At 63.5% G+C, this 19105-nt stretch carries 22 protein-coding genes; 8 read left to right on the top strand and 14 right to left on the bottom strand.

The features are described from left to right. Nucleotides 1-21 precede the first annotated feature (21 nt). Nucleotides 22-462 carry a cupin domain-containing protein gene (locus AC1D0N_RS18930; RefSeq protein ID WP_477246503.1) on the top strand — a complete coding sequence of 147 codons (441 nt, stop codon included), beginning with the start codon at nt 22-24 and terminating at the stop codon, nt 460-462. Here AC1D0N_RS18930 and AC1D0N_RS18925 read toward each other — a convergent pair. From AC1D0N_RS18925 to AC1D0N_RS18915, 3 genes are read right to left on the bottom strand one after another with little or no spacing between them, the layout of a single operon-like run. Then, nucleotides 459-1127, bottom strand: coding sequence for a lysoplasmalogenase family protein (locus tag AC1D0N_RS18925; RefSeq protein ID WP_477246501.1), 669 nt, complete (start codon nt 1125-1127; stop codon nt 459-461). The two genes, AC1D0N_RS18930 and AC1D0N_RS18925, sit on opposite strands and share 4 nt — an antisense overlap. Then, complete coding sequence (yddG, locus tag AC1D0N_RS18920) at nt 1124-2011, bottom strand: aromatic amino acid exporter YddG (RefSeq protein ID WP_477246499.1); 888 nt, start codon at nt 2009-2011, stop codon at nt 1124-1126. The genes AC1D0N_RS18925 and yddG overlap by 4 nt, the downstream gene beginning before the upstream one ends. Nucleotides 2012-2039: 28 nt before the next feature. Further along, the gene (locus AC1D0N_RS18915; RefSeq protein ID WP_477246497.1) at nt 2040-2846 is read right to left on the bottom strand and encodes a DUF3108 domain-containing protein; all 807 of its coding nucleotides are present in this window, start codon (nt 2844-2846) and stop codon (nt 2040-2042) included. Between the two features lie 256 nt (nt 2847-3102). Between AC1D0N_RS18915 and rpmB the strand changes: the two genes are divergently transcribed. The 3 genes from rpmB (at nt 3103) to AC1D0N_RS18900 (ending at nt 4915) form a co-directional block, all read left to right on the top strand. Beyond that, the gene (gene rpmB / locus AC1D0N_RS18910) at nt 3103-3399 is read left to right on the top strand and encodes a 50S ribosomal protein L28 (protein WP_477246495.1); all 297 of its coding nucleotides are present in this window, start codon (nt 3103-3105) and stop codon (nt 3397-3399) included. A gap of 89 nt (nt 3400-3488) precedes the next feature. After that, nucleotides 3489-4169: a queuosine precursor transporter gene (locus tag AC1D0N_RS18905; RefSeq protein WP_477246493.1), complete on the top strand. Its 681-nt coding sequence runs from the start codon at nt 3489-3491 to the stop codon at nt 4167-4169. 65 nt (nt 4170-4234) lie between these two features. Beyond that, nucleotides 4235-4915: a spermidine synthase gene (locus AC1D0N_RS18900; RefSeq protein ID WP_477246491.1), complete on the top strand. Its 681-nt coding sequence runs from the start codon at nt 4235-4237 to the stop codon at nt 4913-4915. Nucleotides 4916-4978: 63 nt separating this feature from the next. Here AC1D0N_RS18900 and AC1D0N_RS18895 read toward each other — a convergent pair whose 3' ends face one another. The 6 genes from AC1D0N_RS18895 to AC1D0N_RS18870 form a co-directional block, all read right to left on the bottom strand. Next, on the bottom strand, nt 4979-5464 hold the full coding sequence (locus AC1D0N_RS18895) for an SRPBCC family protein (RefSeq protein ID WP_477246489.1): 486 nt from the start codon (nt 5462-5464) through the stop codon (nt 4979-4981). Then, the gene (locus tag AC1D0N_RS18890) at nt 5461-5838 is read right to left on the bottom strand and encodes an ArsR/SmtB family transcription factor (protein WP_477246629.1); all 378 of its coding nucleotides are present in this window, start codon (nt 5836-5838) and stop codon (nt 5461-5463) included. The genes AC1D0N_RS18895 and AC1D0N_RS18890 overlap by 4 nt, the downstream gene beginning before the upstream one ends. A 140-nt stretch (nt 5839-5978) precedes the next feature. Then, nucleotides 5979-7004 (bottom strand): esterase-like activity of phytase family protein, encoded by a 1026-nt coding sequence (locus AC1D0N_RS18885; protein ID WP_477246487.1) that lies wholly within the window; start codon nt 7002-7004, stop codon nt 5979-5981. Further along, nucleotides 7001-8899, bottom strand: a complete 1899-nt coding sequence (gene cobT, locus AC1D0N_RS18880) for a cobaltochelatase subunit CobT (RefSeq protein WP_477246485.1) — start codon at nt 8897-8899, stop codon at nt 7001-7003. The genes AC1D0N_RS18885 and cobT overlap by 4 nt, the downstream gene beginning before the upstream one ends. An 11-nt stretch (nt 8900-8910) precedes the next feature. Continuing rightward, the gene (gene cobS, locus AC1D0N_RS18875) at nt 8911-9897 is read right to left on the bottom strand and encodes a cobaltochelatase subunit CobS (RefSeq protein WP_258590079.1); all 987 of its coding nucleotides are present in this window, start codon (nt 9895-9897) and stop codon (nt 8911-8913) included. A gap of 123 nt (nt 9898-10020) precedes the next feature. Next, nucleotides 10021-10650, bottom strand: a complete 630-nt coding sequence (locus AC1D0N_RS18870) for a J domain-containing protein (protein WP_477246483.1) — start codon at nt 10648-10650, stop codon at nt 10021-10023. Nucleotides 10651-10785: 135 nt separating this feature from the next. Between AC1D0N_RS18870 and AC1D0N_RS18865 the strand changes: the two genes are divergently transcribed. Continuing rightward, nucleotides 10786-11088, top strand: coding sequence for a BolA family protein (locus tag AC1D0N_RS18865; protein ID WP_477246481.1), 303 nt, complete (start codon nt 10786-10788; stop codon nt 11086-11088). A 26-nt stretch (nt 11089-11114) separates the two neighbouring features. Here the strand turns inward: AC1D0N_RS18865 and AC1D0N_RS18860 are convergent, their stop codons facing one another. The 5 genes from AC1D0N_RS18860 to AC1D0N_RS18840 form a co-directional block, all read right to left on the bottom strand. Beyond that, entirely contained in the window at nt 11115-12668 is a 1554-nt protein-coding gene (locus tag AC1D0N_RS18860) for an acetolactate synthase large subunit (RefSeq protein WP_477246479.1), read from the bottom strand. Between the two features lie 128 nt (nt 12669-12796). After that, the gene (locus tag AC1D0N_RS18855) at nt 12797-13600 is read right to left on the bottom strand and encodes an alpha/beta hydrolase (protein WP_477246478.1); all 804 of its coding nucleotides are present in this window, start codon (nt 13598-13600) and stop codon (nt 12797-12799) included. Between the two features lie 365 nt (nt 13601-13965). Next, complete coding sequence (locus AC1D0N_RS18850; RefSeq protein WP_477246476.1) at nt 13966-14859, bottom strand: HlyC/CorC family transporter; 894 nt, start codon at nt 14857-14859, stop codon at nt 13966-13968. Then, on the bottom strand, nt 14859-15995 hold the full coding sequence (gene aroB, locus AC1D0N_RS18845) for a 3-dehydroquinate synthase (RefSeq protein ID WP_477246474.1): 1137 nt from the start codon (nt 15993-15995) through the stop codon (nt 14859-14861). Before aroB ends, AC1D0N_RS18850 begins: the two co-directional genes overlap by 1 nt. Continuing rightward, entirely contained in the window at nt 15992-16603 is a 612-nt protein-coding gene (locus AC1D0N_RS18840; protein ID WP_477246472.1) for a shikimate kinase, read from the bottom strand. The genes aroB and AC1D0N_RS18840 overlap by 4 nt, the downstream gene beginning before the upstream one ends. Before the next feature lie 162 nt (nt 16604-16765). Between AC1D0N_RS18840 and AC1D0N_RS18835 the strand changes: the two genes are divergently transcribed. The 3 genes from AC1D0N_RS18835 (at nt 16766) to AC1D0N_RS18825 (ending at nt 18890) form a co-directional block, all read left to right on the top strand. After that, complete coding sequence (locus tag AC1D0N_RS18835; RefSeq protein ID WP_477246470.1) at nt 16766-16918, top strand: histidine kinase; 153 nt, start codon at nt 16766-16768, stop codon at nt 16916-16918. Between the two features lie 4 nt (nt 16919-16922). Next, nucleotides 16923-17840, top strand: coding sequence for a site-specific tyrosine recombinase XerD (locus AC1D0N_RS18830; protein ID WP_477246469.1), 918 nt, complete (start codon nt 16923-16925; stop codon nt 17838-17840). A 99-nt stretch (nt 17841-17939) separates the two neighbouring features. Then, nucleotides 17940-18890, top strand: a complete 951-nt coding sequence (locus AC1D0N_RS18825; protein WP_477246467.1) for an acetyl-CoA carboxylase carboxyltransferase subunit alpha — start codon at nt 17940-17942, stop codon at nt 18888-18890. The last annotated feature ends 215 nt before the right edge of the window (nt 18891-19105 follow it).

The raw sequence follows: 19105 nt of genomic DNA, 5'->3' as shown, positions 1-19105 counted from the left end.
CCCGGTGCTAGTCTCCAAACCATGACCAGTTCCGCCGAAATCATCGCCATGCTCGGCCTGAAACCGCATCCGGAAGGCGGCTGGTATGCCGAGACCTTTCGCGACGGCGCCGGCGGCGCGCGCGGCCATTCGACGGCGATTTATTTTCTCCTGGAACAGGACCAGATTTCGGCCTGGCACCGGGTCAAGGACGCGGCCGAGGTCTGGCATTTCTATGCCGGCGCGCCATTGGCGCTGTCGATGCATCAGGACGACGGCGCCGTCGTCGAGCAGGTCATTGAACAGGTGCTAGGCCCGGCACTTGCCGCGGGCGAACGGCCGCAGATCGTCGTGCCGGCCGGCTGGTGGCAATCGGCGCGCAGCCTGGGCGAATGGACGCTGGTCGGCTGCACCGTGGCGCCTGGCTTTGACTTCGCCGCATTTGAGATGGCTAAGCCTGGCTGGCAGCCAAAAGGATCTTAGCCCAACAGGAAACCCAGGGTGATCCCCAATTGGGCGGCGTAGTACAGCGCCCAGACCGCATAGCGCATCCAGAGGCGCTGGGGCGAGATGGCGGATACGAGGAACTTTTCCGCCGCGAGCAGCCCGTCGGACACCATGAACAGCACGGCGCCGGCGATGACCCAGAAACTGCTCGTGGTCAGTGCCGACATGCCCATGGCAAGGATGGCGACGACATAGACGCTGACCGGAAGGCGCAGGCCGGGGCCGACACGACGCCAAAGTGCGGCCAGCATGGCAAACGCGAACACCGCCATCGCCAGCGCAATCGCTCCCCGCCACGGTTCGCCAAGCAATCCAGGCCCACCGCCAGAGCGCAGGAACAGCGCGACATAGGCGGCATGGGCGGCGAGAAAGCTGGCCAACCCGCCGAGAAAGGCCTTTTCACCGTCACGCGACAGGAAGGCGTCGCCGATGGCGCTGAGCGCCAGCGCCGCGACCAGCAGCCATGGGCCGCCCTGCAGCAACACCAGCACGGCAAGCATCGCCACGGCCAGTGTCTTGACCGCGGAGCGGGCAAGCGTTGGCTGCATGCCAAGCGTGAAGGCGTAGATCACCGCTGCCACCAGCGAAAACACCAGCGTCGCATTGGCGTTGGCGTCGATGCCGCCGGGAAACGGCATCATGCCTGTGCCCCGCTCGTTGCCGGCTTGCGCAGGAACGGCGATTTCGCCGCCAGTGCCGCACCGCCGGTGATGAGCACGCAGGCAGCAAGGATACGCAAGGACGGGTCGGCGACGCCGGCGGCGATCAGCACCAGTGTCGACAAAAGCGGCGCGGCATAGCTCGCCGCCCCGAGCACCTGGATGTTGCCGCGCTTGACGCCGATGTCCCAGGCGTAGAAGGCAGCGCCCACCGGCATCAGCCCAAGGCCGAGCACGGCCAGCCACTGGCCGGCGCCGTCAGGCAGCACCGTCTGTTCCAGCAAGAGGTGGCAGACGAGCGAAAGGGCCGCCGTCGCCGCGCAGAACCAGGTGACGATGCTGGTCGGCACCGAGGGGAAGCGCCGCGACAATAGCGAATAGGACGACCACAGCACCGCGCAGATTCCGGCCATCGCATAGCCGAAGGTGTAGCGCGCGTCGAAAGCAAGCCCGCCGCCCTTGGTGACGATCAGCACCGTTCCGGCGAGGCCGAGCAGCGCACCAACGACATGGTTCCAGGCCAGCTTTTCGCCCGGCATCAGCGCCGAGCCGAGCACGATCAGCAGCGGCCACAGATAGGCGATCAGGCTCGCTTCCACCGCCGGCGCGTTCCGCAAAGCGGTGAAGTAGAAAAAGTGGTAGCCGAACAGGCCGGCAATGCCGATCACCCAGACCTGACGAGGGATCTCCTGGCCTTTGTCGGCCGCCGGCATGAACAGCCGGGCAACCAGCCCGACGGCGGTGCCGATGGTGAAGGTGATCGCCGAAAGCAGGAACGGCGGCACGGCGCCGGACGCGTCCGTGAGCAGGGCCAGCAGCGCCCACATGGCGACCGCCGAGAAGCCGATCAGTGTCGCGCGCGCCATGCCCGTCTCCGGCGGCGCGCTAAGGCGCCTAGTTGATTGCTTCGAAACGCCCAGCGCTGACGGTCAGGGTGCCGATCTGGGTGCCGACCGTGGCGTGGATCGGCGCATATACGCCGGTTTGGCCAAGCGGTGCAAACGTCACCATCATGCGGCTGCGGTTCTTCAGGTAGTTCAGCGCCTTGCGGCCCTTGCGGTAGCCGGCCACCGGCTCAAAACCCATTCTGCAGGTGACCGTATCGCCCTTGTAGCCGGGCACAGAGATCGACCCTTTCGAATCATAGGTCAGCGTCAGGTTGGCGCGCATTTCGCCGTCGTAGAACTTCACAGTGCGCCCGCAGACCTGATCGAGGCTGTCGGCGTGAATGACGGTGGCCGCCATTGGATCGAGTACCGCTGCCAGGTCACTGGCACCCAGCGGCACCCAGCTCTTTGGGTCGCGCTTGCCCGGAGCCGGGATGACTTGCGTCGAGGTGACGGTGCCATTGGCAAAGCGGATATCGACCACCGATGCCTTCTTGCCGGACGTATAGTCGGCACGAAACGCCTGCGGCACCATCTTCTTGCCCGAAATCGTGCCTTTGGACGAGATCGTGCCGCGCGTATCGTCGAACAGCTTGGCGAGGCCGGCGGCGGAAACGGTGCCATCGATCGAATAGGTGCCGTCCTGATAGCGGCTGGAAAACGTCGACCTGGCGATCGAAAGACCAAGGAACGATACGGTGTATTCGCCCTTGAAGGACTGCGGCGAGGCGGCAGAATTGGCCGTGGCGGCGGACGTCGCCGTCGGCAAGGCAACGGCAAGCAAGGCAACAAGAGCACGTGACGAACGAAGCATGGCGGGGATCGATCCTCGATTTTTCGGCCGGAGATGGGCAGCTCAGGCCTGGCATGTCCCTGTGCGACCGCTTATAGGCTGAATTTCGGCCTTTATATGGACTAAGCCATCACGCCGGCGGCAAGCCGGAGCTTGACGCATCGGCGAAATGCAACTATGGAACGCCAACTTTTCCAAAAGGCCGCCTGACCGAAACCGCGCGCCACCCGGCGCGGGTACAAAGGTTTGGCCAGACCGAGAACTGAAGGTTAGAACCATGTCCCGCACCTGCGAACTCACTGCCAAGGCAGTCATGTCCGGCAACAATGTGAGCCACGCCAACAACAAGACCAAGCGTCGCTTCCTGCCGAATCTCGTCAATGTGACGCTGATCTCGGAGACGCTGAACCAGAATGTGCGCCTGCGCATTTCCGCCAACGCACTGCGTTCGGTCGAGCATCGCGGCGGCCTCGACGCGTTCCTGGTCAAGGCAGACGCCAAGGAGCTGTCGCAGCGCGCGCGTCTGTTGAAGAAGCAGATCGCCAAGAAGCTGGCCGAGCAGCCCGCCGCTTAATATTTTTAGGCGGGGGACAACCGCCTTCCAAGGAGCGCAGTCCGCAGTTCGGATCGCGCTTCGCTGGTTCCATTACCCAGGATAAAAAAATGAATTTCTTCTCGCGATATTTGCCCTTTGTGGCCGCCATGGCGCTTGTCGTCGTGGCGTCGAACATTCTTGTGCAGTTCCCGATGCAGGGCCAGATCGGCGGCCTGTCGCTGGCCGACCTGCTCACCTGGGGTGCGTTCACCTATCCCTTCTCCTTCCTGGTCACCGACCTTGCCAACCGCCGCTATGGCCCCGCCGTGGCGCGCCGGATCGTCTTTGTCGGCTTCATGACCGCGGTGGTCTGCTCGATCCTCGTCCCGCCCTTCCTGTTTCGCCACGGCCTGATCGAGTTCGAGACCGCAGCCGACCGGCTGGTGCGCATCGCGGCGGCGTCCGGTGCAGCGTTCCTGACCGCGCAATTGCTCGACGTCACCGTGTTCAACCGGCTGCGCAGGCAGAGTTGGTGGCGCGCGCCGATCGTCGGCACGCTGGTCGGTTCGGTGTTCGACACCGTCGTGTTCTTCACCATCGCCTTTTCCGCGGCTTTTGCCTTCGCCGGGCCGAACGACAGTTTTGCGCTGGAGACGGCGCCGCTGATGGGCGTGCTGCCGGTAGAGACCATGCGCTGGGTATCCTGGGCGCTCGGCGACCTCTCGGTGAAGCTGATCATCGCCGTGGTGGCGCTGATCCCCTACCGGCTGCTCGCCGCCCGCTGGAGCCAGCCGGCGGTCGCGGTCTAGGCCATGATCCCGAAAAGTGGTTTCCGGTTTTCGGAAAAGATCATGGCCACACAAAGAAACCGCCCGTGATCCCCTGGGTCCAACTCGATAGCGCGAAAACCCCGGATGGCAGCCAGGAACTGCGCCTGAAGCGGCGCGGCAACGAATTCTCGATCATGCTCGGTTCGAATGAGCTGATGAACAGCCGCCTCAGCGGCTCCGAGGAAGCACTGGCAAAACTCTCCTGCGTCAGGATTGCCGGACGTCGGCAGCCAAAGATCCTGATCGGCGGCCTCGGCATGGGCTTTACGCTGCGTGCCGCCCTCACCGAACTTGGCGACGATGCCGGCATCGTCGTCGCGGAACTGGTACCGGCGGTCGTCGCCTGGGCGCGCGGCCCGATGGCCGAGATTTTCGAAGGGTGCCTGGACGATCCTCGCGTCAGCATCCGCGAGACCGATGTAGGACAAATCATCCGCTCGGAGGCCTCGACGTATGACGCCATCCTGCTCGATGTCGACAACGGCCCGGAAGGGATTGTCTTCAAGGCCAACGATGCCCTCTACGGCGTGGCTGGCATGAACGCCGCACGCGCCGCCCTCAAGCCTCAAGGCGTGCTGGCAGTTTGGTCGCAAGGGCCGGACACAGGCTTCACGCGGAGGCTGAAGCAGGCGGGTTTCGCGGTCGACGAAGTCAAGGTGCGGGCCAACGGCAAACGTGGCGCCCGCCACGTCATCTGGATCGCAACGGCTGTGCCGAGCAGGTAGGCCACCCTGCATCTCGTGCAGGATGGCCAGGCGTCCGGTGTTGGTCGGGGCTCGCCGAAAGTCCTACTTCGCTTTCTGCAGCTCTGCCGCGAGAGCCGCCAGCAGTCCGCGTGTCCCTTCTTCGCGTCCCTGCGCCGAGTCGACACCGTCGAAGAAGACGCCTTGTTCGGTGTAGGTCAGCCGGGTGCCATCGCCTGAGGGCGTCAGCTCGATGGTGGTGAGCGACGCCGACAGCGGCTGTGGCCCGATCGCCATGCGGTACGAAAACACGATGCGCTTGTCGGCAACGATGTCCTGAAATTGCGCGTCGAGCCGGACCTCCGGGCCGCCCTGGTAGCTGAAGCGCGACACCTCGCCGCCACCGACGCGGAAATCGAAAGTGAATTCGGCGATCGCAAAGCCATCGCCCTCCACCCGCCAGCGCCGCACCGTCGCCTTGTCGGCGAAGGCGAAGAAGACCTGGTTTGGCGATTGCGGATAGGTCCGCTCGATGGTGAAGGTGGAGTGGATGACGGAGTGCTCGTCTTTCACTGATGCAATCTGGTTCATGTCTCTTGGTCCTTGTCCTGATTTTTCTTGGGGGATTGGCCTTTGGAGGATTGGTCCGTCTCGGCCAGGATCTGGCCAAGACGATCGAGGTGGCGTTCCGCCGGTAAGCGGCGTTCCGCGATCCAGTCGGCGAGCGGAGCGAGCCCGCCCGGTTCGATCCGGCAGGTGCGCACCCGCCCGATCTTTTCACTGCGGATCAGCCCGCAGGCTTCCAGCGCCTGCAGATGCTGCAGCACGGCAGCGAAGGTCATGCCGAACGGTTCCGCCAGCTGGCTGACGGTTGCCGGTCCGCGGCTCAGCCTTTCCAGGATCTGGCGGCGCGTGGGCTCGACAAGGGCCCGCAAGATGCTGTCGATCTCGGAATAGTTAAGCATGGACTTGAGTATTGAGCGAGGCGCACCAATTGTCAAGTTCAGACTAAAGTATTCTGGCGAGCGAAAATCGGGGCAGGCGCCCGACCAAATCGAACCCGCCGTTGAAAACCTCAACTTCAGGTACGCGGTTGGAGCGCCGCTCAATCCTGGTGGAGAATAAATTCCAGATAGAGATTGCGCTGCAGGATCGAATGGTTGTCGTCGGAGACCAGCGACACCATCAGCGCGCCGTCGTCACGGGTCCAGACGTCGAGCCCTTCCATGTTGTCGATCTGGTAGCCCATGTCGGCTTCCATCAGCACGGGGCCGTCGGCGACGGCGCCTTTCTCGACGCTTTCGCCATAGATGCGGCGCAGCCGCATCTTGACGCCTCTCGCCATCGAAAAACTGCGCTCCAGCAGCAGAAGATCGCCATCCGGCAGGAAGGCGCCGTCGGTGATGTCGAACTCGCCATTGCGCTTGACTGTGAAGACGCCCTTGTGCGGCCCCTCGATGATTGCCGCAAAGATGTTGCCGGCCTTGTCCAGGCTCTTTTCCGAAACGACCACCAGCCCGCCCTCATGCTGGCCATAAGGATTGGCGTGGGTGACCGTCTCGAAGCCGCGGTTCTGCCGGATTTCCCGGGCCGGAACCAGAAAATCCAGTTGCTTGAACGGGGCCTTCATATTGTCAGGGTCTATTCTGAACTGGGCGATGCGCTGATTGCGCTCGAAACCGACGGTCGCGATGCCGTCCTTGACCGCGAGGCCTTCGGCGTCGACCTCCCATTTCCTGTCGATCGGCCGGCCTGATGCATCAACCATCTGCTGCATCTTGAAATTCTGGATGCCCGAGGGGCGCTTGTCGGCATCGTGAGCCACGGTGCCGAAGAACCAGAAACCGGTGTCGGCGACACCGACGAAGTCGCTGCCCGGTTTGAGGAAGCGGAAGGCCGACAGTGCGCCGAAATCGCGCGATGGCGAGGTCATTTCCAGACCGCCGACGAATTCGAGCGGTCCGAACTGTTTCTCGGCGTGGCCAATCTGGAATTCACTGATCGGCCGGGCGGAAATTTCGATCGGCTCGACCGATGTCGGGCCGGCGGCGATGGTCGGCGACAGGGCTGCAGCCAACAGCGTGGCGGCGGCGAAAAACACGTGCCGAAAGCCGCCGCGCGAAAAGGTCATCCGGCGCGCCGCAGGCCGCCGCGCCGCGTGTCGCGCGCGCTTTCCTCGCCAAACAGCGAGGCCAATTGCTCGGTCATGGCGCCGGCCAGTTCCTCGGCGTCGACGATGGTGACGGCGCGGCGATAGTAGCGGGTAACGTCATGGCCGATGCCGATGGCGAGCAGTTCGACCGGCGAGCGCGTCTCGATCAGCTCGATCACGGCGCGCAGATGCCGTTCGAGATAATTGCCCGGATTGACCGACAGCGTGGAATCGTCGACCGGCGCGCCGTCCGAGATCATCATCAGGATCTTGCGCTGCTCCGGCCGGGCGATCAGCCGGTTGTGCGCCCATAAGAGCGCCTCGCCGTCGATGTTTTCCTTGAGCAGGCCCTCGCGCATCATCAGCCCGAGATTGCGCCGTGCGCGGCGCCATGGATGGTCGGCGGATTTGTAGATGATGTGGCGCAGATCGTTCAATCGCCCCGGGTTTGGCGGCTTGCCGTCCTTCAGCCATTTCTCGCGCGCCTGCCCGCCCTTCCAGGCGCGGGTGGTGAAACCGAGAATTTCGACCGAGACGCCGCAACGCTCCAGCGTGCGCGCCAGGATATCGGCGCAAGTGGCAGCGACCGTGATCGGCCGGCCGCGCATCGAACCCGAATTGTCGAGCACCAGCGTCACCACCGTGTCGCGGAATTTTGTGTCGCGTTCCTGCTTGAAGGACAGCGGCTGCATCGGGTCGATGACGATGCGCACCAGCCGCGCCGGATCGAGATAGCCCTCTTCAAGATCAAAGTCCCAGGAGCGGTTCTGCTGCGCCATCAGCCGGCGCTGCAGCCGGTTGGCCAGCCGGCCGACGACGCCGGACAGATTGGCAAGCTGCTTGTCGAGGAAGGCGCGCAGCCGGTCCAGCTCTTCCTCTTCGCACAGTTCCTCCGCACCAACCGTCTCGTCGAAGGCGTTTGTAAAAACCTTGTAGTCGATCTCTTTTGGCAGATTGGTGAAGGGATTGTCGTTGCGGCGCGCCTCGCCGGGGGTTTCGGCATCGGCGTCGTCATCGTCGGACAGATCGTCGGCGGTGGCGTCGGACGCTTCCGTCTCGGCCGACTGCTCGTCATCGGCAGACGCCTCGGTATCGTCGGACTGCGACTGCTCGGAGCCGGAATCGTCTTCCCCGCCCTCCTCGCTCTGCTCCTCGCCTTGCGGCTGGTTGTCGTCATTGTCTTCGGAGTCTTCGGTCTCCTGGTCGTCGCCGAGTTCCTCGGCCATTTCCATGGAGGCCAGCATGTCGCGCACGACGCGGGCGAAGGCCTGCTGGTCGTCGAGCTTGGCCGAGAGCCCGTCGAGATCGGCGCTGGCCTTTTCCTCGACCCAGGGGCGCCAGTGATCGACCAGCCGCTCACCGCTCTTCGGTACCGCGCGCCCGGTCAGTTTTTCGCGCACCATCAGGGCCAGCGCTTCCTCGATCGGCGCGTCGGCCTTGTCCTTGACGTCGATGAGGTTGGCCCTGGCGTATTTGTCCTCGAGCATCGAGCCGATATTGTCGGCGACGCCTTGCATGGCGCGGCTACCGATCGCCTCGACACGAGCCTGCTCGACCGCATCGTAGATGGCGCGGGCAGCCTTGCCTTCCGGCGCCAGCTTGTTGTGGATGCGGGTGTCGTGGCAGGCGCGCTTCAGCGCCATGGAATCGCCGAGGCCGCGGGTAATCGCAATGTCGGCCTTCGAGGCTTTCTTCGGCAGTTCCGGCAGCCGGGCACGGTTGCCGGCCAGCGCCGGCCGGTCCTTGGCGAAACCGACTTCGAGTTCCTTGTCGCCGGCGATGGCGCGCATGCAGACGGTGACGGCGCGCTTGAAGCTGTCGGCTTCAGACCCCGTCTTCGACTTGTTGCGCGTGTTGTCGCCCGGACCCGCCATCGAGACTCTGCTTAGCCCAGCACCACGTTGGCGGCGCTTTCCGGCAGATCCTCGCCAAAGGCGCGCTGGTAGAACTCAGCCACCACCGAGCGTTCCAGCTCATCGCATTTGTTGAGGAAGGTCAGCCGGAACGCCATGCCGATGTTGCCGAAAATCTCGGCATTCTCGGCCCAGGTGATGACGGTACGCGGGCTCATCACGGTCGACAGGTCGCCATTGATGAAGGCCGAGCGCGTCATGTCGGCGACGCGCACCATCTTGTTGACGATGTCCTTGCCCTTGGTGTCGCGATAGTGCTTGGCCTTGGCCAGCACGATGGCGACTTCATTATCATGCGGCAGGTAGTTCAGCGTGGTGACGATCGACCAGCGGTCCATCTGCGCCTGGTTGATCTGCTGGGTGCCGTGATAAAGGCCGGTGGTGTCGCCGAGGCCAACCGTGTTGGCGGTGGAAAACAGGCGGAACGCCGGATGCGGGCGAATGACCCGGCTCTGGTCGAGCAGCGTCAGCCGGCCCGAGGATTCCAGCACGCGCTGGATAACGAACATCACGTCCGGACGGCCGGCATCGTACTCGTCGAAACACAGCGCGACATTGTGCTGGTAGGCCCAGGGCAGGATGCCGTCGCGGAATTCGGTGATCTGCAAGCCGTCCTTGACGACGATCGCGTCCTTGCCGACGAGGTCGATACGGCTGACATGGCTATCGAGGTTGACGCGCACGCAGGGCCAGTTGAGGCGGGCGGCGACCTGTTCGATATGGGTCGACTTGCCGGTGCCGTGATAGCCCGACACCATGACGCGGCGGTTGTAGGCAAAGCCGGCCAGGATCGCCATCGTCGTGTTCTTGTCGAACAGATAGTCCGGATCGATGTCGGGCACATGCTCTGATGTCACCGAATAGGCCGGCACCACCATCTTGGATTCGAAGCCGAATTTCTCCTTCACCGACACCGTGGTGTCGGGCAGGTTGGCGATGTCGCGATCGACCTTGTTCATCTCTATCAACGTCTCCACGGGCGAAATGCCTGATTTCGCCGGCAATCTATTTTGTTCGGGGGCGGTCTTAGAGCCTTTTCCAACCTTATGAAAGTTGGAAAACGACACGAACCGTAAGGTCGCTCAGCACAAACCTGCCTGCTTGAGCACGCGATAGGCCTGCAGCACATCGCGGAACCGGTCTTCCGAACCTCTGTCGCCACCATTCGCATCCGGATGGTGGAGTTTCACCAGTTCCTTATAGCGCGCCTTGATTTCCTTGCCAGTCGCCTTTGTATCAAGGCCAAGCGTTTCCAGCGCCTTGGCCTCAAGCGGCTTGGCTTTGCGCGCGCGCGCCTCGCGCGGATCCTTCGGCCCCTTGAACAGGTCGAACGGGTCGCGCATGCGGTTGTAATAGCCGGCACGGCCGGACCGCATCTGGGCCATGTCAGGCGACGAACGCGTCGAGGCGCCGTTGACGCCCATCTTCCAGGTCGGCCGGTGGCCGGTCATCGCTTCCTTCTGGAAGCGGGCGATCTCGGTGTCCGGCACGCCGGAAAAGTAGTTGAAGCCCTTATTGTACTCGCGCACATGATCGAAGCAGAACTGAAAATACTCGCCTTCCTTCATGCGTCCCACAGGCGCGCGATGGGTGCCGGCCTCCTTGCAGCCATCCCACTGGCAGATCGGCGAGCGCGACTTGAGTTCCGCATCCTTGTCGGGGCGGACACGAATCTTCTCGAAATATTTGGGATACGGTTTCATCTCACCCATTTATGGGCTGTTCGCTACTGCGAAACAAGAATTGACATTTTCGCGATGATCGCCCTAACCGCTGAATCGCGGCATAAAACCGGCGAATGGCGAATTTTGTGGCGGCGACCCTAGATGTGGTGAGGAGAAGCGGCGATGTCCATACAGGCAACGATGGAAGACAAGCTGAACAAGGCGTTTTCGCCGGAGCGGCTGGTGATCGTCAATGAAAGCCATCTCCATGCCGGCCATCATCACTACGGCTCCGACCATCACGGCGCCTATGACGGCACCGGCGAGACGCATTTCCGCGTCCGCATCGTCTCGCCGAATTTTGCCGGCATGAGCCGCATCGACCGCCACCGCGCCGTCAACGAACTGCTTGCCGACGAACTGAAGGCCGGCGTGCATGCGCTGGCGATCGAACCGGCTGCACCAGGCGAAAAGACCCGCTGGTAGGCCGGATCAGCCCCTGGCCTTTCGCCTCAGATCACCGCTTCGATGAGGAACGGCCCGCGCCGTGACAAGGCGCTGTCCAGCAGCGCATCGAACCGCTCGCATGTGTCGGCGCGAGCTGCTTCGACGCCCATGCCCTTCGCCAGCGAAACCCAGTCCAGCGCGGGCTGGTCGAGATCCAGCATTCGCCTGGCATTCTCGCCGATCGCCTCGACCCCGACATTCTTCATCTCGCCATGCAGGATCGCATAGGTCCTGTTAGCAAAGACGATCGTCACCACGTCGAGATTTTCCCGGGCCTGGGTCCATAGCCCCTGCACCGTGTACATGCCGCTGCCATCGGCCTCCAGATTGATCACCTTGCGGTCGGGACAGGCGATCGCCGCCCCGGTTGCCATCGGAATGCCGCCGCCGATTGATCCGCCTGTGCCCATCATGTAGTCGTGCGGCGCGGCAAAGGCGGACAAAGCGAAGAAGCGCCGTGCCGAGGTGACCGCCTCGTCGCAGACGATGGCATCGGCCGGCAGCTTTCGTGCCACCGAGAGCCCGATGGCATCGTCGGTCAGCCTGCCGCGCGGCGTGGGCTCGTCGGGGAAGGCGGCGGCGTGGACCGGTTGCTGCGACGGCTTTACGCCCAGTTCGTCGCGCAACGCTTCCAGCGCCGCATGCAGATCGTCGCCATGGGCGGCCAGCGTAAGCACCTGACAGCCTTCCCGAACCAACCGTCCCGGTTTTCCCGGATAGGCGAAGAAGGCAACCGGCTCCCTGCCTCCGACCAGCACCAGAACGTCGATGTCGCCAAGCAGCGCCGTTGCCGCGTCGATCGGATAGGGGATGCGAGTCGGTGCGACGCGCCCACGGCCGCGTTGCATTCGCGCCACGAGGACGTCACTGAACAGACGGACGTCTCTGGCTGCCGAGATCTGGCCGGCAATCGCAAGCGCATCGGCTCTCGCCGCCCGCCCACGAACAATGATGCCGGCACGCCCCGGTGCGGTGCGGATGGCTGCGGCGACCTTGCGCACCGCGTCCATGTCGACGGCGGGCGGCGGCGCCAGCTTCACCTTGCCGACTGAGACCGCGCCAACTTCGCCCCAGGCCGCATCCGCTGGCAGGATCATCGTCGCGATGCTAGGCGGCGTCAGCGAGGCACGGAAGGCAGCTTCCGCCGCCGGCGCGACATCGCCTGGGCCATCGACCCGGCGGACCCAGTTCGACATCGGCGCCGCAAGGCTCTCGATGTCGCTGGTGAGCGGCGCATCCAGCGGCAGATGGTAGGAGGCGTGGTCACCGACAATATTGATCATCGGGCTGAGCGCTCGCCGGGCATTGTGCATGTTGGCCAGGCCGTTGGCCAAGCCCGGCCCGGTATGCAGCAGCGTTGCGGCCGGCCGATCGGTCATGCGCGCGTAGCCATCGGCAGCACCTGTCACCACGCCCTCGAACAGGCCCAGCACGCAACGCATCTCAGGTTTGCGGTCAAGCGCGGCAACGAAATGCATCTCGGATGTGCCGGGGTTGGCGAAGCAGACCGTCACATCATTCGCCAGAAGCACGTCACACAGGACATCGGCGCCATTCATGCAATTCTCTCCGTCTGACGATCGAAGAGAGCATTGCACCCGCCGCAGCGCGCGCGGCAATATCCCGCCAGCACTTTTGGTCTGATCCAGTGCGGCTGACGTCTGTGCCTCGTTAGAAAGCCTTGGGATCAGCCCACGGTCGATTTCAGGAACGCCAGCGCAGCGGCGGTCAAAGCGTCGCCATCCTCGCCGAAATCGCGATTGATCGACAGATGCGTATAGGCACTGCCATCGAACAGCGTGACCTTCGTGCCGGTGGCGCGCAGGCGCTCGGCAAAGGCCTTCGAAAGCTCGCCGCGGTCCGAGGCGCGCGAATAGGCGATGAAGGTCGGCGGATGCTTGCGGCCTTGGACATAACTGGCCGGCGACAGCGCATGCCACTGTGCCGGATCGGAAAAAGCGCGGGCGTAGGCCCGGACCATACCGCCGTTTTTGGCAAGCGCCGCAAGATCATAGCCTCTGGTATCGTCGAGAAGCAGGGCAGCAATACCTGGCAGCCCACCGCGCATGCCGGTCAATGCAACCAGATGGCAGCCGGCCGAATGGCCCATGCCGACAATGCGATCGGGGTCGCCGCCATGTTGGGCGATATTCGCGCGCACATAGGCATAGGCCTTTTCGACATCGTTGGCCTGTGTGGCGACATCGGCCTCGGGCAACATGCGATAATCGATGGAGACGAAGCAGAAGCCATTGGCCAGCAGGAAGGCCGGCTTGGCGCCCACCTGGCTGCGTCTGCCAAACGCCCAGGCGCCGCCGTGAACGAAAAGGACGACCGGCAGACCGCGCGCGCCATCGGGCGCATAGATATCGAGCTTGGCCGGCCCGTAGTCGAAGGTCTGGGATGGCGGTTGCCGACCCCAGGCCGCTGCGCCACCAGCCGGCAACAGCGCCGCTAACGAGGCCACAAGCAAGGTTCTCCGATCGATCATCATTCTCTCCTGGCCACCCGAGCGCAAAATGCACCCTGGCGCCGTCAAGTTCCAATGAATGATTGGTAACCTAGTCCTCGGCGCAGAAATCTGCGGGTCGCATACCTTGGCGATTGGCGGCTACGCCCATCGCTTCGTCATCCTGGGGCGTAGCAAGGAGCGAAGCGACGCGGCGCAGACCCCGGGATCCATGCCGCGACGTCAGAGCGCTGCTGCGGTGCAGAAGTTCTGCTCCGCCGCGCTCTTCGATCTGGGTTACGGCATGGATCCTCGGGTCTTCGCGACGCCGCTTCGCGTCTGCTCCGCCCATGGATGACGAAGTTGGGCTGCGCCAATCCCAAGTGTTATGATGGTCGTCGCCTTACCTAGGCGTCGCCGGCTGGCCTGATCCTGAGCCTTGCAATGCGGTTCTTGTCGCGCTTCATGACGGTGAAGCGTTTGCCATGGAAGGTGAAGGCCTGCTTCTCCTCCGGGATCGACTGCGTCTCGTGGATGACGAGGCCGGCAATGGTGGTGGCTTCCTCGTCCGGCAGGTTCCAGTCGAGCGCCCGGTTGAGGTCGCGGATCGGCACGTTGCCGTCGACGACGACAGAGCCGTCGGCCTCCTGCTTGACGCCCTGGATTTCGACATCGTGCTCGTCGGCGATCTCGCCGACGATCTCCTCGATGATGTCCTCCAGCGTCACCAGTCCTTCGACCTCGCCATACTCGTCGACGACGATGGCAAAATGCGCCTTGCGGCGCAGAAAGGCGTTGAGCTGTTCCTGCAGCGTCGTGGTGTCGGGCACGAACCACGGTTTTGACGCGATCTTCATCACGTCGATCCGGGAAAAGTCGTTGCCGACATCGTTCAGCGCCCGCAGCAGATCCTTGGCGTGCAGCACGCCGACAATGTTGTCGAGCGAGCCCTTCCACAGCGGCATGCGGGTGTGCGGGCTCTGCAGGATCTCGCGCACCACCGCTTCCGGCGCATTGTCGGCATTGACCGAGCGCATATTGGTGCGGTGGACCATAATGTCGGAGACTTCGAGCTCGGCAAGGTCGAACAGGCCGCCGATGCGGTCACGATCCTCGCGCACCACTTGGCCGTCGCGGCGAAAATCATCGACGGCGCCGCGCAATTCGTCATGGCTCGAACGCTGCGGCTCGATGCGCAGCAATTCATAGCCGAAGAGCGCGAGCAGGCGCGTCCGCAAGAGAAGGACCAGCAGGAAAAGGCCAGCAAGAACGGCAAGCGCGATCCAGCCGGCCTGGTCCATTACCGGGTTTCCCTTGAGACCGGACGGTTTTCTTTCAGGAACGACAAGACTTCCGACGCCGGCACATCCTTGGCGATGAAGGCCTGGCCGACGCCGCGCGTCAGGATGAAGGTCAGTGCGCCACGCGACACCTTCTTGTCCTGGGTTATGAAAGCCAGCAGCGTCTCGGCATCCGGCAATTCGCCCGGGATGTCGGCCATCCGCCAGGGCAGGCCGACGGCGCGCAGATGCGCCTCGACGCGCGCCGCATCGTCGGGGCTCGCCAGATTGAGCCTGGAGGAAAAGCGATGCGCCAGCGCCATGCCGATGGCGACACCTTCGCCATGCACGAGCCTGGCGCCGTCATAGCGTGTGGCGGCTTCCAGCGCATGACCGAAAGTGTGGCCGAGATTGAGCAGGGCACGATCGCCGGTCTCGAACTCGTCGCGGGCGACGACGTCGGCCTTGGCGCGGCAGGCCTCGGCGATGGCTTCAGCCCGCTCCGGACCGCCGGCAAACACCTGTTTCCAGTTCTGTTCCAGCCATGCGAAAAAGTGCGGCCGGTCGATAAGCCCGTATTTGGCCAACTCGGCATAGCCGGCGCGAAATTCGCGGATCGGCAGCGTGTCGAGCACCTCGGTGTCGGCCAGCACCAGTTTCGGCTGATGAAAGACGCCAACCAGGTTCTTGCCGCGCGCACTGTTGATGCCGGTCTTGCCGCCGACCGAGGAATCGACCTGCGCCAAAAGCGAGGTCGGGATCTGCACAAAATTCATGCCGCGGCGCACGATGCCGGCGGCAAAGCCGGTGAGATCACCGATGACACCGCCGCCGAGCGCGATGACGACATCGCCGCGCTCCAGCTTCGCCGCCAGCACACCGTCGACCACCTCTTCTAGATGAGCAAAGCTCTTGGTCTTTTCCCCCGCCGGCAGCGTGATCACGGCAGGCTGGATGCCGCCTTTTTCGAGGCCGGCCTTGAGTGTCTCGAGATGCGCGGCAGCGACGTTGCTGTCGGTGACCACGGCCGCCCTTGTGCCAGGCAGGTGGCGCGCAATCTCGGCGCCAGCGCGCGAGAGCAGGCCGGGACCGATCAATATGTCGTAAGCGCGGTCTCCAAGCCCGACCTCGACGGTGACGGTTTCACCAACGCTCACGACCGCACCTCGTCTGTTGCGGCAATTTCGGCAACGCCGAAATGCCGGCAAAGCGCGTCCGCCACCTCGGCCGCAATGACCTCCTTGCGGTCGTCGCGGGTCGGCACGGTGACGTTTGCCTCGGCATAGACCGGATAGCGCTCGGCCATCAGCCGCTCGAGCACGGCGCGGGGATCGGCACTTTTCAAAAGCGGGCGGTTCTGCTTCTTGGACACCCGGTCCATCAACAGCTCGATCTCGGCCTTCAGCCACACCGAAACGCCATGGCTGGCGATCGCTTCCCGCGTCTGTGCATTCATGAAGGCGCCGCCGCCGGTCGACAGCACTTGCGGCCCATTCTCCAGCACGCGCAGGATGACGCGCTGCTCCAGCGCCCGGAACTCGGTTTCGCCATAGCGCTCGAACAGTTCCGGAACCGTCATGCGCGAGACGCTTTCGATCTCCTGGTCGCTGTCGACAAAGGGCAGCGCCAGCATCGCTGCCACCTTGCGGCCAATCGCCGTCTTGCCGGCGCCCATCAGGCCGACAAAGACAATCGAACGGTTGCCCAACTGGCCGAGCAGCGCGGCATGGCTCTCGCCGGGAGGATTTGCGGGTAGCGCGTTCATGAGACCATGATGTTTCTAGGCCCTCTTTGCCGGCGTATCGACATCAAAAGCCTGTTTGCGTCAAGCAGGCAGCGAGCGAGCTTCGTCCTTGAATTGGCCGGATTGGCGTCCCATAAGGGCACTGGGTTTGGAAACGCAGAACAAGAAGACGGGCGAAAATTGATGCCGACACTGTTCCGCTTTGTCGTGACGCTCACGATTCTGGCTGGCATTGCCTATGGCACGATGTTCGCGCTGGTGATGTTCGTCGAGCCAAAGAAAGCGGAAATGAGCGTGCGCATCCCCTTGGAAAAGCTGAACCCCAAGAAAAATTAAGCCAATGAACAGCGCCGCCCGCATCGAAGCCTTTCTCGAAATGATGAGCGCCGAGCGGGGGGCGGCCGAAAACACTCTGTCCTCCTATCGCCGCGACCTTGAAGACGCCTCGGCTGAAATCAGCGGCGGACTTGCCGGTGCCGCCGCCGCCGATATCCGTAGCTATCTCGACGACGTCGCCGCGCGCGGCTTTGCCGCCACGTCGCAGGCGCGCAAACTCTCGGCGATCCGCCAGTTCTTCAAATTCCTCTATACCGAAGGCCTGCGCGGCGACGACCCGACTGGAACCCTGGACAGCCCTAGAAAAGGCCGGCCGCTGCCCAAGACGATGAGCGAGGCCGATACCGGCCGGCTGATCGACAGGGCGGCGCAGGAAGCGCTGGCCGCCTCCCTGGTCGATGGTGACAGCCTGGCGGCGCTTCGCTTGCATGCGCTGGTCGAGGTGCTCTACGCCACGGGCTTGCGGGTTTCCGAACTGGTCGGCCTGCCGGTGACGGTGGCGCAACGCGACGATCGCTTCTTCATGGTGCGCGGCAAGGGCGACAAGGAACGCATGGTGCCGCTCTCGGCCAAGGCGCGCATCGCGATGCGGGCTTGGCTGGCCGTACGTGCCAAGGTGCCGGCCTTTGCCGACAGCCCGTTCCTGTTTCCGGCGGCTTCCGACAGCGGCTATCTCTCCAGGCAGGTCTTTGCCCGCGACCTCAAAGGCCTCGCCGCCCGGGCCGGCATATCAACGGCGAAAATATCGCCGCACGTGCTGCGCCATGCTTTTGCCAGCCATCTGTTGCAGAACGGCGCCGATCTCCGGGCCGTGCAGCAACTGCTCGGCCATGCCGACATCTCGACCACGCAGATTTACACCCACGTGCTGGAAGAGCGGCTGGTGCGGCTGGTCAACGATCATCATCCGCTTGCCGACTAGGCCTCATATCGCTATGTGAGGACAACGTTCCCCCGCGCGGAGCCTATGATTTCAGGGTTCCATCAGTCATTGCCTTCCGACGTATCGGTCCGCTCAAGAATGTACAATTACCTCGATTTCGAAAAGCCGGTGCAGGATCTCGAAGGCAAGATCCTCGAACTGAAGAAGCTTGCCGAGAATGGCGAGGCCGTCGATGTCGGCGATGAGATCAGCCGTCTCGAGAAGCGCTCGCGCGACGCGCTGCGCGAGGCCTACAAGGCGCTGACGCCGTGGCAGAAGGTACAAGTCGCCCGCCATCCCGACAGGCCGCATTGCGTCGACTACATCAAGGGCCTGTTCAACGATTTCACGCCGCTCGCCGGCGACCGCAATTTCGGCGAGGACCAGGCGATCGTCGGCGGCTTTGCCCGTTTCCGCGGCGAGCCGGTGGCGATCATCGGTCAGGAAAAGGGTTCCGACACCACCAGCCGGCTGAAGCATAATTTCGGTTCGGTGCGGCCGGAGGGCTACCGCAAGGCGGTGCGGCTGATGGAACTCGCCGACCGCTTCAAGATTCCGCTGCTGACGCTGGTCGACACTGCCGGCGCCTATCCCGGCGTCGGCGCCGAGGAACGCGGCCAGGCCGAAGCCATCGCCCGCTCGACCTCGGCCTGTCTCGGCCTGAAAGTGCCGTCGATCTCGGTGGTCATCGGCGAAGGCGGCTCCGGCGGCGCCATCGCCATTGCCACCGCCAACCGCGTCTACATGCTCGAACACGCCATCTATTCGGTGATCTCGCCAGAAGGTGCGGCCTCGATCCTGTGGCGCGACACCACCCGCTCGAAAGATGCGGCGACCAACATGAAGATCACCGCCCAGGATCTCCTGGAGCTGAAGATCATTGACGCCATCATTCCCGAACCGCTCGGCGGTGCCCATCGAGGTGCTGAAACGGTGATCGCCGCCACCGGCGACCTCATCGCCAGGACGATGAAGGACTTTGCAGGCGCCAACACGGATTTCCGCGAACATCGGCGCGAAAAATACCTATCGATGGGCCGCAGCCTCTAGTTTCAGCCCATTCCCCCACCGCAATGTGGCGGCCGGGAGCAATTTCGCCACAAAAATGCCGCTGCATTCGGCTCAATGAAATTGCCGTGAGGGAAGCTGCCGAAAACTTGCGGTAAGGAATTTTCAAGGTTAACGGGCTTAGTGTCCGTCAATGTTCAGCGTACGGGCCTGGCAGTGCCGAAGCCCGTGGCCCGAGAGAAAAGTCATAGCCGTAA

It is taken from the genome of Mesorhizobium sp. P2_E10 (assembly GCF_056404235.1).
The sequence above is the reverse complement of the archived record's forward strand: the minus strand, read 5'-3'. Positions and strand labels throughout refer to the sequence as shown.

Excerpts from the sequence above, each read along its gene's own strand:
- AC1D0N_RS18930 (WP_477246503.1), top strand. The coding sequence starts at position 22 with ATGACCAGTTCCGCCGAAATCATCGCCATGCTCGGCCTGAAACCGCAT.
- AC1D0N_RS18925 (WP_477246501.1), bottom strand. The coding sequence starts at position 1,127 with ATGATGCCGTTTCCCGGCGGCATCGACGCCAACGCCAATGCGACGCTG.
- yddG (WP_477246499.1), bottom strand. The coding sequence starts at position 2,011 with ATGGCGCGCGCGACACTGATCGGCTTCTCGGCGGTCGCCATGTGGGCG.
- AC1D0N_RS18915 (WP_477246497.1), bottom strand. The coding sequence starts at position 2,846 with ATGCTTCGTTCGTCACGTGCTCTTGTTGCCTTGCTTGCCGTTGCCTTG.
- rpmB (WP_477246495.1), top strand. The coding sequence starts at position 3,103 with ATGTCCCGCACCTGCGAACTCACTGCCAAGGCAGTCATGTCCGGCAAC.
- AC1D0N_RS18905 (WP_477246493.1), top strand. The coding sequence starts at position 3,489 with ATGAATTTCTTCTCGCGATATTTGCCCTTTGTGGCCGCCATGGCGCTT.
- AC1D0N_RS18895 (WP_477246489.1), bottom strand. The coding sequence starts at position 5,464 with ATGAACCAGATTGCATCAGTGAAAGACGAGCACTCCGTCATCCACTCC.
- AC1D0N_RS18890 (WP_477246629.1), bottom strand. The coding sequence starts at position 5,838 with ATGCTTAACTATTCCGAGATCGACAGCATCTTGCGGGCCCTTGTCGAG.
- AC1D0N_RS18885 (WP_477246487.1), bottom strand. The coding sequence starts at position 7,004 with ATGACCTTTTCGCGCGGCGGCTTTCGGCACGTGTTTTTCGCCGCCGCC.
- cobT (WP_477246485.1), bottom strand. The coding sequence starts at position 8,899 with ATGGCGGGTCCGGGCGACAACACGCGCAACAAGTCGAAGACGGGGTCT.
- cobS (WP_258590079.1), bottom strand. The coding sequence starts at position 9,897 with ATGAACAAGGTCGATCGCGACATCGCCAACCTGCCCGACACCACGGTG.
- AC1D0N_RS18870 (WP_477246483.1), bottom strand. The coding sequence starts at position 10,650 with ATGGGTGAGATGAAACCGTATCCCAAATATTTCGAGAAGATTCGTGTC.
- AC1D0N_RS18865 (WP_477246481.1), top strand. The coding sequence starts at position 10,786 with ATGTCCATACAGGCAACGATGGAAGACAAGCTGAACAAGGCGTTTTCG.
- AC1D0N_RS18860 (WP_477246479.1), bottom strand. The coding sequence starts at position 12,668 with ATGAATGGCGCCGATGTCCTGTGTGACGTGCTTCTGGCGAATGATGTG.
- AC1D0N_RS18855 (WP_477246478.1), bottom strand. The coding sequence starts at position 13,600 with ATGATCGATCGGAGAACCTTGCTTGTGGCCTCGTTAGCGGCGCTGTTG.
- AC1D0N_RS18850 (WP_477246476.1), bottom strand. The coding sequence starts at position 14,859 with ATGGACCAGGCCGGCTGGATCGCGCTTGCCGTTCTTGCTGGCCTTTTC.
- AC1D0N_RS18840 (WP_477246472.1), bottom strand. The coding sequence starts at position 16,603 with ATGAACGCGCTACCCGCAAATCCTCCCGGCGAGAGCCATGCCGCGCTG.
- AC1D0N_RS18835 (WP_477246470.1), top strand. The coding sequence starts at position 16,766 with ATGCCGACACTGTTCCGCTTTGTCGTGACGCTCACGATTCTGGCTGGC.
- AC1D0N_RS18830 (WP_477246469.1), top strand. The coding sequence starts at position 16,923 with ATGAACAGCGCCGCCCGCATCGAAGCCTTTCTCGAAATGATGAGCGCC.
- AC1D0N_RS18825 (WP_477246467.1), top strand. The coding sequence starts at position 17,940 with ATGTACAATTACCTCGATTTCGAAAAGCCGGTGCAGGATCTCGAAGGC.